The organism is Aquimarina acroporae (assembly GCF_023195925.1).
Taxonomy (GTDB): domain Bacteria; phylum Bacteroidota; class Bacteroidia; order Flavobacteriales; family Flavobacteriaceae; genus Aquimarina; species Aquimarina acroporae.
The window spans coordinates 91,830-105,151 of sequence record NZ_JALPRE010000013.1 but is presented as its reverse complement, the minus strand read 5'-3'; the positions used below and the strand labels follow the sequence as shown (position 1 = coordinate 105,151).

12 protein-coding genes are annotated in these 13,322 nt (G+C 35.3%); 3 read left to right on the top strand and 9 right to left on the bottom strand.

All coding sequences use genetic code 11. The features are described 5' to 3' along the window. Positions 1-24 precede the first annotated feature (24 nt). The gene (locus M0D21_RS18860) at positions 25-1,161 is read right to left on the bottom strand and encodes a poly(ethylene terephthalate) hydrolase family protein (protein WP_248332359.1); all 1,137 of its coding nucleotides are present in this window, start codon (positions 1,159-1,161) and stop codon (positions 25-27) included. Between the two features lie 316 nt (positions 1,162-1,477). Next, the gene (locus M0D21_RS18855) at positions 1,478-2,692 is read right to left on the bottom strand and encodes an aminotransferase class V-fold PLP-dependent enzyme (protein ID WP_248332475.1); all 1,215 of its coding nucleotides are present in this window, start codon (positions 2,690-2,692) and stop codon (positions 1,478-1,480) included. A gap of 78 nt (positions 2,693-2,770) precedes the next feature. Between M0D21_RS18855 and M0D21_RS18850 the strand changes: the two genes are divergently transcribed. After that, entirely contained in the window at positions 2,771-4,123 is a 1,353-nt protein-coding gene (locus M0D21_RS18850) for a serine hydrolase domain-containing protein (protein WP_248332357.1), read from the top strand. A gap of 54 nt (positions 4,124-4,177) precedes the next feature. On the opposite strand, the gene sufD is transcribed toward M0D21_RS18850, so the two are convergent. The 7 genes from sufD to M0D21_RS18815 form a co-directional block, all read right to left on the bottom strand. Then, entirely contained in the window at positions 4,178-5,491 is a 1,314-nt protein-coding gene (gene sufD, locus M0D21_RS18845) for a Fe-S cluster assembly protein SufD (protein WP_248332355.1), read from the bottom strand. 3 nt (positions 5,492-5,494) lie between these two features. Further along, complete coding sequence (gene sufC / locus M0D21_RS18840) at positions 5,495-6,247, bottom strand: Fe-S cluster assembly ATPase SufC (RefSeq protein ID WP_248332352.1); 753 nt, start codon at positions 6,245-6,247, stop codon at positions 5,495-5,497. Between the two features lie 44 nt (positions 6,248-6,291). Further along, positions 6,292-6,702: a hypothetical protein gene (locus M0D21_RS18835; protein WP_248332350.1), complete on the bottom strand. Its 411-nt coding sequence runs from the start codon at positions 6,700-6,702 to the stop codon at positions 6,292-6,294. Positions 6,703-6,727: 25 nt separating this feature from the next. Further along, positions 6,728-8,173 (bottom strand): Fe-S cluster assembly protein SufB, encoded by a 1,446-nt coding sequence (sufB, locus tag M0D21_RS18830; RefSeq protein ID WP_248332349.1) that lies wholly within the window; start codon positions 8,171-8,173, stop codon positions 6,728-6,730. Positions 8,174-8,220: 47 nt separating this feature from the next. After that, positions 8,221-8,550, bottom strand: a complete 330-nt coding sequence (locus M0D21_RS18825; RefSeq protein ID WP_248332347.1) for a HesB/IscA family protein — start codon at positions 8,548-8,550, stop codon at positions 8,221-8,223. A 157-nt stretch (positions 8,551-8,707) separates the two neighbouring features. Beyond that, entirely contained in the window at positions 8,708-10,039 is a 1,332-nt protein-coding gene (locus M0D21_RS18820; RefSeq protein ID WP_248332345.1) for a hypothetical protein, read from the bottom strand. A gap of 3 nt (positions 10,040-10,042) precedes the next feature. After that, entirely contained in the window at positions 10,043-11,290 is a 1,248-nt protein-coding gene (locus M0D21_RS18815; protein ID WP_248332344.1) for a choice-of-anchor B family protein, read from the bottom strand. Between the two features lie 179 nt (positions 11,291-11,469). Here M0D21_RS18815 and M0D21_RS18810 point away from each other — a divergent pair, with 179 nt between their 5' ends. Both M0D21_RS18810 and M0D21_RS18805 read left to right on the top strand, forming a co-directional pair. After that, positions 11,470-12,717, top strand: a complete 1,248-nt coding sequence (locus M0D21_RS18810) for a serine hydrolase domain-containing protein (RefSeq protein ID WP_248332342.1) — start codon at positions 11,470-11,472, stop codon at positions 12,715-12,717. 44 nt (positions 12,718-12,761) lie between these two features. Continuing rightward, the gene (locus tag M0D21_RS18805) at positions 12,762-13,280 is read left to right on the top strand and encodes a hypothetical protein (RefSeq protein ID WP_248332340.1); all 519 of its coding nucleotides are present in this window, start codon (positions 12,762-12,764) and stop codon (positions 13,278-13,280) included. The last annotated feature ends 42 nt before the right edge of the window (positions 13,281-13,322 follow it).

The following is a 13,322-nucleotide window of genomic DNA, read 5'->3' as shown; positions in this document are numbered from 1 at the left end:
GAAAAAAATATATTTTTGATGAAATTACCTTTGAATAACCACTTTCTTGGTAATGGTTGCTTCACCAATATATATTTTTGTCAAATAGTGACCGGGTCGTAATTTAGAAACGTCAACTTGATTAGTGCTTGAAGAATGAACTAGTCTACCGGTCTGATTGTAAAACTCAACTTTACTCAACTCATAATCGTTTGCAATCTTAATATTTAAAAGTTTGTTTGTAGGGTTTGGAAATGTTTGTATAGCTACTGTTTCGGGTTCATAAGTTACCTGAGGATTATCACATGTGTTTTCTGAAGTGATGTCACCAGATGTTGCCAAGTCTATTAGAAATGATTGTTGTGCATTTGTGTTACCCTTTAACTTGTAATCTAACCATGAATTCAAGAATTGAAAAGTAGTGGCTTGCTGCTGGGCCCTTGTAATTTGAATATCCCCAGATGAGCTGTTTTCTCCAAAATCACAGAAAAAATTACTATTGGCATAATAACAGTGGGCACCTCCTGTGATATTAATTAGGTATTTACAAGAAGAACCTAAATTGGAATAGATAGGAATATGATGCTCGTCTGGAGGAGTTACACCATCGGCAGTTCCAGAAAACACAATAGCATCTTCAGAAACATTGGAAGCGGGGGTTAAAGTGTCGAATCTTAGTAAAGCTGGTGCAAAAGTGACTAAAGTTTCTACCTCAACCATAGATGCAGCTACAGTTGCAGCACCGCCTCCCATAGAATGACCAATAAGAGCAGTTTTATCATCTACAATACCCGACAACACAGAACCTGAGTTATTGTTTTCAGCTTGAATTGCAGCTACCATAAATGCTAAATCTTTTGAATAGGCATCATGATTGGCAAAAAATGAACCCTCGGTATTCACAAAAACTACGATATAGCCTCTGGGTACCAAAGTATCGTAGAAATTTTCGTAAGCGTCAGAACCCATTACAAACCCATGCCCAAGAATAATAACAGGAAAGTTTATTTCGGATCTGTTTTCACGGCTGATGTTAGGGTAATAGATTCTTGCATTTACCCTTCGATTTCTACGACTGGCATCTCTGAAGGTTTTAGAGCTTGAACTTACATCGTAGTCTTGAGCAATTCCGCTAAAAGCCACGAAAAGAATTGACAAAATACTAAACAGTACTTTTTTCATAATATATTTAATTTTGGTTAATGTTGTTGGGTACAAGGTATTCTGAAAATTATATTTTTGCAAGGATAATCTAATTTTTTTTAACATTTTATCTAAATAATTAGTCAATAATGACTTATTTGTAAACTGTTGAAATATAAGTTGTTATTTTGTAATTTTAACATTATTGCTGGGATAGGCAAGATTTTTAAGCCGAATAAAACATAAAAAAAACACCGCATAAGAAACGGTGATTTTTTTTGTTTTAAAAGAGGAAATTTCCCCTAAATTTTATTTAAATATTTGCTTTTTGAAGTTACATAGCAAGAAATACTATTTAAGAAAGCATCATTTTTGCTTTTTTAAGAGCTTCGACCAAGGCATCAATCTCCTCTTTGGTATTATAAAATGAAAAAGAAGCTCTTATTGTACCGGGAATTTTATAGAAATCCATAATGGGTTGAGCACAATGGTGCCCTGTTCTTACTGCAATTCCTAATTTATCTACGATAGTTCCTATATCATAAGGATGAATATCAGCGATATTGAATGAAATTACCGATGTTTTGTGTTTTGAAGTACCGTAAATTTTAAGTCCTTCTATTTCCAGCAACTTTTTGGTCCCATATTCAAGTAGTTCATTCTCATAAGTTGCAATTTCATCAAAACCAATGCTATTCATATAGTCGAGGGCTACACCGAATGCTATTCCCCCACAAATGTTAGGTGTTCCCGCTTCAAATTTGTGAGGAAGCCCGGCATAGGTTGTTTTTTCAAAAGTAACCTGATCTATCATTTCACCTCCACCTTGATATGGTGGTAATTTATTGAGCCATTCTTCTTTTCCGTATAACATACCCACTCCTGTAGGCCCACATAATTTATGTGCAGATGCTACATAAAAATCAACATCTAGATTTTGCACATCGGGTTTAATATGAGGGCAGGATTGTGCTCCATCGATAAGCACTGCTGCACCGACATTGTGCGCTTTTTCAATGATTTCTTCGATAGGGTTTATAGTACCCAATGCATTTGAGATATGATTGGTAAATACCAATTTGGTTTTTTCAGAAAGTAATTGGTCATAAACGCTCATTACCAGCTCTCCTTCTTCATTCATGGGAATCACCTTTAGAACGGCTCCAGTGCGCTCACAAAGCATTTGCCAAGGCACAATATTAGAGTGATGCTCCAGGGCAGAAACAATGATTTCATCTCCTTTGGTAAGCAAACTGGTAAATCCGGTAGCTATGATATTAATACTATGCGTTGTGCCGGAGGTAAGTATAATTTCGTAAGGGTGTTTAGCATTAAAATGTTCCTGTACTTTTTTGCGTGCTATTTCATAAGCATCTGTAGCTTCTTGTGATAGTGAATGAACACCTCTGTGTATATTGGCGTTATAATTACTGTAATAATCAACAATAGCATCTATAACCACTTGAGGTGTTTGCGAAGTGGCCGCATTATCAAAATAAACAAGAGGTTTTCCGTTTACAGTTCTTTTTAGAATTGGAAAATCTTCTCTTACTTTTTGTACATCAAACATTGCAATTTCTTTTTGCAAAAGTAAGAAGTATTTCTAATTAGGATTACTTATTTTTAGAATGGTTTAATCTTTTTTCTTATGCGACGATTTAAAAAAATTATTAAGGTTATATTTTTGCTTCTTTTTTTGTGTATTTGTGTAGGTGCTGCCTTAAATTACCCTAAACTAACCATTTTAACAGGATACTCTGCAAAGCATATGAATTCTTCGATTTTTGTTGCAGAAAGAAGTATTGAATTTACTGATACAAAGGATAATAATTTTACTCCAGTTCATTTGGCAGATGATGAGGTAGATTTCAAGCAGAAAACATCAATTGCTTCTGTTTTTGGATTACAACAAAGAAAAGCGGTTTATCGAGAAGGTTTGGGAAGTGTTTTGATTAATGAAGATTTTGATGCCAATTCACCTGCTTTTGTTCCTCATAGAAATGTTATAAACACTAATTTACCGTATCCCTATGGAGAATTACCACAACAAGACACCGTTTTTGATAATGTGAACTATGAACAGGTAAAAGAAGCGGTACATTCTATATTCGATTCTGGTGCGGAGTATGTGCAAAAAACCAGAGCGGTATTGGTTCTATATAAAGATCAAATAATTGCTGAAAAGTATATTGAGGGATTAAACCAAGATTCAAAGCTTGCAGGTTGGTCGATGACTAAAAGTGTGTTGGCTACAGCTTTTGGGGTTCTTGAAAAACAAGGAAAAATTTCTGTTCATGATAAAGCTCCAATAGACGAATGGCAAAATGATGAAAGAAAGGAGATTACCATTCATAATTTGCTGCAAATGAATTGTGGTTTGGAGTGGGATGAGGATTACGGATCTATTTCTGATGTCACCAAGATGTTGTATTTAGATACAGATATGACAAAACCTCAGATTTACAAAAAAGCCATTCATAAACCTGGAGAGTATTGGTATTATTCTTCTGGAGTGTCAAATATATTGTCGGGTATTTTGAGAAAAGAGATAGGAGACTATCAAGAATATTTAGATTTTCCCTACAAAGAATTTATAGATAAAATAGGGATGCATTCTATGCTAATTGAGGCCGATATAGCCGGAAATTATGTAGGTTCTTCTTATGCCTGGGCAACGGCTAGAGATTGGGCCAAATTTGGTCTTTTGTACCTACATAGAGGAAATTGGAACGGAACTCAAATCTTTAATCCAGAGTGGGTAGATTATGTTACTACCCCAAGTCCGACTTCAGATGGAGATTATGGAGGTCATTTTTGGCTGAATGCTGGTGGTTTTTATCAAGATGCGCCTAGAGATATGTTTTCGGCAAATGGATTCCAGGGACAACGAGTGTTTATTATTCCTTCCAAAGACTTGGTAATTGTTCGGTTTGGATTAATAGGGGATGCAGGTGTAGACTTTAATACTTTTCTAAAAAATGTTGTGGAGGCTATAGAATAAAAAAGCCAAATCATATGATTTGGCTTCGTATATAAATTATAGTCCTTATTGTCTTTATAAATCAAAACCAATATCTACCCCTAACTTGTTAGCGATAAGTTTATTAATTCTATTTTTAAGTTGAGGTATTTTTACACTCTCCAATACATTATTGGCAAATGCATACATAAGTAAAGCTCTAGCTTCTTTCTCTCCTATACCTCTAGAACGCATATAAAACAATGCATTTTCATCAAGCTGCCCAATAGTACACCCATGAGAACATTTTACATCGTCTGCAAAAATCTCTAATTGTGGTTTAGAATTGATGGTCGCTTTATCACTTAATAAAATATTATTATTCGATTGAAATGCGTTGGTCTTTTGAGCAATCTTATCTACAATAATTTTTCCGTTGAAAACCCCTGTAGCTTTTTCATCAAAAATACCTTTGTAGTCCTGATGACTTTCACAGTTTGGTTCTGTATGATGTACTAATGTGTTATGGTCTACGTGTTGTTTCCCTTCAAGAATTGTTACCCCATTTAGAATAGAGTCTATTCCTTCTCCTTTTTGAAAGAAATTCAAGTTATTTCTCGTGATGTTTCCACCAAAAGCAAAAGTGTGTACAGAGGCTACACTTTGAGCTTGTTGTTCGATATACGTGTTATCTATCAAAGAGGCTTGTTCATTATCATTCTGAATCTTGTAATAATCAACATGTGCTCGTTTATCTACATATATCTCAGTAACCGAATTCGTAAATACAGGATTATCTGTTAAACTTTGGTGACGTTCTATAATTTGAACGTGTGAATTCTCTTCTACCACAATTAAATTACGTGGTTGAAGCATTTGTGCAGACTCTTTACCGGTAGAAAAATGAATAATTTGAATAGGTTTATCTGCCAGTTTATTTTTTGGGATATAAATATAGGCTCCTTCTTTAGAAAACGCAGTGTTTAAAGAAGTAAGACCATCTTGGCGTGCAACCTTATTAAAATAATTATCGATTACAGCTTTATATTTATCATGAGTTAACGCAGAAGACATTAGACAGACATCTATTTTGTCATGAGTAGTCTCAGACAAATGCGAAGAGTATTTACCATCTATAAATACGATTTTATAGGTATCTAAATCATAAAGAAAGTATTTCTTTACATCTTTAAACTCTAATGCATTTTCTTCCTTAGGGAAAATACTATAATCATGCTTAAGCACAGCATTAAGAGAAGTATATTTCCAGGCTTCTTCCTTTTTGGTAGGAAACCCTTTTTCTTCAAAAATCTTTATAGCTTGAGTTCTAATATCGTGAATAGGCGCATCTACATTCACGGTATTTTCAAAAGCTAAAAAAGAGGATACTAATTTTTCTTTTAATTCCATAACTTATGCATTTATCTCTTCCTTAATCCAGTCGTATCCTTTTTCTTCTAGTTCAAGAGCCAACTCTTTGGTACCAGATTTTACGATTTTCCCATCGTATAACACGTGCACATAATCTGGAACGATATAATCTAGTAATCTTTGGTAATGTGTGATTACAATGATAGCGTTATCTTGACTTTTTAACTTGTTTACTCCATTGGCAACAATTCGAAGTGCATCAATATCTAATCCAGAATCGGTTTCATCGAGGATAGCTAATTTAGGTTCCATCATTGCCATTTGAAAAATCTCATTTCTTTTTTTCTCACCTCCCGAGAACCCCTCGTTTAGAGAACGAGATAAAAATTTACGATCAATTTCTAGTAGTTCAGACTTCTCACGAATCTTTTTGAGCATATCTTTGGCAGGCATTTCTTCAAGTCCTTGCGCTTTTCTTGTCTCGTTGATCGCTGTTTTCATAAAATTGGTCACGGTTACTCCCGGTATTTCTACAGGATACTGAAAAGACATAAAAACACCTTTATGAGCTCTTTCTTCTGGACCTAATTCTTCAATATCATCACCATTTAAAAGGATATCTCCATCTGTCACTTCATACTCTTCCTTACCTGCAATGATATTTGCCAGTGTACTTTTTCCAGCTCCATTTGGTCCCATTACAGCATGTATTTCTCCTGCATTAACCTTTAAATTAAGACCTTTTAAAATTTCTTTTCCTTCAACGTTTGCGTGTAAATCCTTTATTTCTAACATTGTATGCAATTCTTTTTCTCTATTGAGAGATATAATTAACTGAATTAATTTTCTACGGTTTGTTCTACATTTGGAGTTTGATTTTGCCCTTGCTCAGAAGACTCTATTTTGGTTGGTAATTCTGAGGTAGGAGCACTTACTCCGATTATTTCTTTTATTTCTACTACTTCTGGCCACCCCTGTTTAGGATTTGGCTTTATAAGACCTTTTACTACTACAGGCACCATGTCGTATTCTTCTCTTTTTAGAGGAGCTACTTGTTTTGCGAGCTCTAGAGTAGTATCATCGATAACAACACCATAAATAAAGTCACTTCCTTTTATTACCGCTGCATCATCAATAAGAATAAACTCTCCTCTTACCAAAGACAGGTCGTCATTATTACTATCTGATTTATCTTTTTTACAAGAAAAACATACAAGGCTAAGTACAATTAAGAATAGTGATGGCTTCATTTATGTAGATTTGATGGTTGTTAATTTACCCAACAGAGCCTTCCAGAGATATCTCAAGAAGTTTTTGAGCTTCAACAGCAAACTCCATAGGCAATTTGTTTAATACTTCTTTACTGAAACCGTTTACAATAAGAGCAATAGCCTTTTCAGTATCTATACCTCTTTGGTTACAATAAAAAATTTGGTCTTCACCTATTTTACTTGTTGTTGCTTCATGTTCTATTTGAGCAGTTTTATTTTTCGCTTCTATATATGGAAACGTATGCGCCCCACAATCATTGCCCATCAATAATGAATCACACTGAGAAAAATTACGAGCGTTGGTGGCTCTGCTATTAATCTGCACCAATCCGCGATAACTGTTCTGAGACTTTCCGGCTGAAATACCTTTAGAAATAATCGTACTCTTAGTGTTCTTACCAAGGTGAATCATTTTGGTACCAGTATCTGCCTGTTGAAAGTTATTGGTCACTGCAATAGAATAAAATTCACCCACAGAATTATCACCTTTTAAGACACAAGAAGGATATTTCCAAGTTACAGCTGATCCCGTTTCTACTTGCGTCCAGGATATTTTGGCGTTCTTTTCGCAAATCCCTCTTTTGGTTACGAAATTATACACCCCTCCTTTTCCTTCGGCATTACCAGGATACCAGTTTTGAACTGTAGAATATTTTATTTCGGCGTCATCTAGCGCGATTAATTCTACTACAGCTGCATGTAATTGATTTTCGTCTCTTGATGGTGCCGTACATCCTTCAAGGTAACTCACATAACTTTCTTTATCTGCAATAACTAGAGTACGCTCAAATTGACCTGTTCCAGCCTGATTAATTCTAAAATATGTAGATAATTCCATAGGGCATCTAACGCCTTTAGGAATATAGCAGAAAGATCCGTCGCTAAAAACTGCAGAATTTAAAGCAGCATAAAAGTTATCTTTTTGAGGAACAACAGATCCTATATATTTCTTTACCAGCTCAGGATGTTCCTGTATAGCTTCAGATATCGAGCAAAATATAATTCCTTTTTCTGCGAGGGTTTCTTTGAAAGTAGTTGCTACAGAAACAGAGTCCATAACAATATCTACAGCAACTCCTGCAAGTTTCTTTTGCTCTTCTAATGAGATTCCTAGTTTTTCGAAGGTTTCTAATAACTCAGGATCTACCTCATCGATGCTATTGTATTTTGGTTTTTTGTTGGGAGCAGAATAATAGGAAATGTTTTGAAAATCTGGCTTTTCATAGTTCACATTTGCCCACTCCGGCTCTTCCATCTTTTCCCAAATTCTAAAGGCTTCAAGTCGCCATTCTGTCATCCATTCTGGCTCATCTTTCTTTTTAGAAATTGCTCTAACGATATCTTCATTTAAACCAACTGGAAAAGTATCAGATTCTATGTCGGTATAGAATCCATACTCATATTCTTTCGTTTCTAATTCTTTCTTTAAATCGTCTTCAGTATACGCCATTTTTTATATCCTAAATTTTGTCCAGGACTTTTTTTATCATTTATCAATTAGAGAGAAAAACTCTCTCCACAACCACAAGTTCTATTGGCATTAGGATTGTTGAAAACAAAACCAGTACCGTTTAACCCTCCAGAATACTCCAAAGTAGTTCCAACCAAATAGAGGAAACTCTTTTTGTCAACGATTATTTTCACACCGTTGTCTTCAAACACTTTATCGCCTTCTTGTTGGGCTTTGTCAAATTTAAGATCATAAGACAAACCAGAACAACCACCACTTTTTACACCCACTCGGATGAAGTCTGTAGTTGCATCGAATCCGTCTTCACTCATCAATTCGACCACCTTGTTTTTCGCTATGTCTGATACCTTAATCATCTTTTCTGTAAATAGATTAATTCTAAATGAAATGCAAATATACTACTTAAGTGTGTTTTATGCACAAAACCTAACATTTATCTAACACATATTGATATTGACAAAATCTATTAAACTTTAATTTTTAAGATTATCTGTTGTGAAATGTAGTAAAGGTTTATTTAATTTTAATGGCTAGAAGATCTAACAATCCTTTATTAGGGGCGCCTTCGAGATTAGTACTATTAGATTCTCCAACAACAACAAGTTCACCTCTTGAGGTTTCAATAATATCATACGCAAAATCAAATGCATCGCCTCCAAAGTTTTTTTGCCAGGTAAGATTTCCAGAGTTATCAATTTTAATGACCCAAAAATCGTTGTCTCCGTAATTATTATCTAGATCTCCAGAATTACTTTTTGATGCTCCGGCGATAACAAAACCACCATCATTGGTTACATCTATCGATCTTGCTACATCAAATTGAGGGCCACCAAATGATTTTTTCCAAAGTACATTTCCTGAGTCATTAATTTTAATGACCCAAAAATCAGAATCACCGTGGTTGTCTGTTATATCCCCATCTGAGCTAATGGTTTGCCCCACAATTACATAAGAATTGTTATCACTATGTGCAGCTTCGTAGGCAATGTCGATTCCACTTCCGCCAAATGCTTTTTGCCAAACCAATTCTCCTTCTGCGTTTATTTTTACTACCCAAAAATCGTAACTACCATTATTATTGGTGATGTCAAAGTCGGTACTTTCTGTAGCGCCAAGGAGTACAAAACCACCATCATTGGCTTGCAATACGCTATAGCTTCTGTCGTTGTTAGAACCTCCAAAAAAATTGCGCCACTCCAGTTCGCCGTTTGCATTTAGTTTTTGACCCCAAAATTCACCTACACCATGTTTGCTTAAACCCCCTTCACCACCCGATGCTGTAATGTCTAAAAATCCTGCACTAAAATAACCACCGTCCTGTGTTTGTATTACAGAATAACTATGATCATGACCGGCAAAGCCATAACTTTTTTCCCATTCAATATTTCCCGAGCTATCGAGCTTTACAAACCAGTTATCATGAAAACCTTCGTTATTACTAGCATCACCATCACTGCTCATACTATATCCAGTAATTAAAAAACCGTTGTCCTGTGTTTGAATTACTTCCTGACCTTGATCATCGCCACTTCCTCCAATAGTTTTATTCCATTGCAGGTTGCCTTCAGCATCTAATTTTAATAGCCAATAATCATTAACGTTTACTGTTTTGTCTGTAATATCACCATCGGTACTTTTGGTAAACCCAAACACTGCGTAGCCTCCGTCTGATGTTTCGATCACCGATCTTGCAGATTCTTCATCAGACCCTCCAAAAGTTTTCATCCAATCGATTTCTCCCTGAAATGCAATAAGGTTGGAATTATTATTATCATCGTTTGAGCATCCAAAAAGGATGATTATGCTACAAACCACAATAAGACTTTTAAAATTTTTCAATTTCATATTTTATTGTTCTTTTACTAATAGAAACCCTGAATTAATATCACTTATTACGATATTTCCACTTTCAAAAAAGGGGTAGACATTCCAGGCACCACTAAAATTGGCCGTGTCTCCAGATGGAAATGTGTCAAAAAAACCAATTTCGGTTATATTTCTATTGGCAATATCAGTTAGATCAACGATTCTTAACCCTGCCTGGTAGTTTGCTATATAAAATTTATTTCCTTTCACATATCCATTATGATCAATGGCCGATGTTGGGCCGGTATAGGTCATATGAAACAGTGGGCTATCGAGATCTTCAAAGTCAAAAATGATGGTACGAGTATTAAACCCTGCACCTGTTTCGTCGAGCTCATCGCCCAGCAAGAAGTATCTCATATCTTCGGTAAACCAACCTTGATGTGTATATCCTACCTGAGAATAACTAATTTTGGAAATATTTATGGGATTGTTTTTATCTGTAATATCTGCAATTACAATTTCAACCTGATTGCTACCAATAAGAATTTCTCTTCCTTGATAATCGGGATCTGGCCCATTATAGGTTACTACCTGTGCATCATGCGAATAAGGGTCTGTTCCTACCGAAGTAAATCCACCTTCACCAACAGGGTTTTTAGGATCCTGGATATTGATAAATATAGGACCACCTCCAAAAACCAGTTCTGATCCTGCAGCATTTCTAGCACCAACGGGATATGCATATCCTGATTCTGTATTAATAACAATGTTGTGTGCGCTTCCAAATTCTGTAAACCGATTATCTGCGGTAAATGTTTGAGGTGGGTTAGACACGCTTCTCAATCGGGTAAGATCAAAAACCTGCATACCATGTCCCGGGGCTTCGCTTACAATGAAAGCATGGTTTTGATATACTTTAACATCTCGCCACGAACTATTTACTGTAGCGGTTGGCAGTTTTCCTAAATATACAGGAGTTTCAGGGATAGAAATATCTATAAACGCGGTTCCGTTGTTTAATCCAACAATAGCATATTCTTTATTGTCTTGAGGGTCGGTCCAACCCCAACTGTCATTTCCTTCTCCTGCACTCATTTCACTTAAGGAAATTCTTGAGATCAAATCAAGTCCGTCACAAGGGTATATTCCTGCAGACATTCCATTTACACAGCTGTTAGAAGCATTAGGATCTGGCCCCATATCGGTCGACCCTCCTGCATCATCATCTCCGCTACAACTCATAAAGCAGATATGAAGAAAGCACAGGAAAATAAAACATTTTTTCATAGGAACTATCATTTAAGTAAAAATACCAAACTTTTTTGAGATTACTTAAATAACGGAAAACCAGCAAGTTTGTTTTTGTAAAACACCAAATAATGAGAAAAACTAAAAAAAGGGTAACAATTTTTCAAGGGTTCTGATATAGGGTTGTAAAACAAAAAAAATCACTAAAAAATTTAATTATGAAAACCTCAATTTTAAAAAAAGCGTTTAAAACAATAGTTAAGAGTACTCTAAGTCTATTTATCTATGTACTTGTTTTTAGCTCTTGTGAAAAAGATGATCCACAACAGTTTTGTGATCCTTCTCCCAAATTTAATATTGATCTATTTGTTGAAGAATTACAAACAAGATTAAATGATGAAGACAAACCAATGGTTGGCTATCAATTAGCTATTAATAAAGATGGAAATTTATATCATTCTGAAGCTGCTGGTTTTGCTATTCATGAAAATGATAGTGAGGGACCTGTTGCAATGACTGTAAATACAAGAATGAATGTTGCTTCTGTTTCAAAATTTATAGGAACTATTGCACTTCTGAAAGCAATGGAAGAACATAATGTAAGCCTTGAATTTAATGTAGTTAACTATCTCCCAGAATCATGGAGATCTCAAGTACATTCAACACATTCTGATGTAGATTCTGATGCTTATTTAACCTTTCGTAAGTTACTACAAATGAATACGGCAATTAATTTTCCTGGAGACGATCCTTTTCCTGGTATCATGCCCACAGAAACTCAAATGTTAAATGCATTGGTTGCTACTCCTGTGATGAGCAGAATAGGAGAATATCAAAATGGGAACTTCACCTTAATTAGAGTTTTGATCGGAGAAATCGTTTATAATCTCGATGAGACTGCTGGGGATTATTCGACTGCATGTACCGATAAGTATTTTGAGTATGTGAAAGAAAACATCTATGATCCTTTAAATATCAATGCTCCATCTTCACCAAACGAAGTAGAGAGTTATTACGATGGAATTTACCCTTGGGGGTATCAATGGCCATTCGATCCTAATTTTCAAAATGCCTCAGACGGTACTTTAGGATGGAAACACAGCAGTAATCCGTATAGAAATGGAGGATCTGGAGGCAAGTTATTGTCATCAATGGACTTGGCAAAAATCCTAGCTTTTTTTAAGTACGATCAGGGTGAAACTATTATTTCTAAAACCCAAAGAGAAAGTATTATCAATTCCGAATTGGGGTTAACCGAATCAGTAGACGGAACCTATGGTAAATATCTATGTAAAGGAGGGCTAAGAGGAGCAGATAGCCCGGTTTCAAGAAGAGCGCTGCGATCACGAATAATGATTTTCCCTAATGGTGTTGAGGCAGTGATACTAACCAACAGCAATAATACTAGCTTAGGAGGTATTTTGAGAAATAGTTTTGATAATGCCTGGAAATCGGGATGTGAATAAAAATTGAAAAACAAAAACTAGGTAAAAGCATAAAAAGTAAAGTCATGAAAAATCAAATTTTAAAAACCGTTTTGTTAACTATATTGATACTTCTTTCGAGTTGTTCTAATGATGATGATGCTACTCTGGAAATAGCAGGAATAACATCTTTTGAAAAAGAAGGCCAATGGAACTGTGAACTTTCTGAAAGTTGTGAAGATATTTATCAGTTTGAATTCAAAAAAGGCTCAAAAATTGCAATTAGTATAGAGGATGTAACAGGAATGTCTGCAGTATCTCTAGATTTATCAGCCGAATTTGGGCAGTTTGGTGGCCCAAATCTATTAAATGAAGGCCAACTCTCGTACTACGGTTGCTCTGGTCAAGACGAAAACATTTCCATAACCAATATAAGTATATCCGAAACGTCGACCTATAATCTTTCTATTGCTAGAGATTGGGGCTTAAGTGCTGGTGTTGAAGGGACTTATAAAGTAACTATTATATCGGATACTGCATTTACCGAAGGAGTAAGTGCCATAGAAGATGTAAAAACAGAAAATTACGAAAGAGAGTGTTTATAAGCGCAGATATTCAATATTAAAATCCCGTTTTTTCGGGATTTT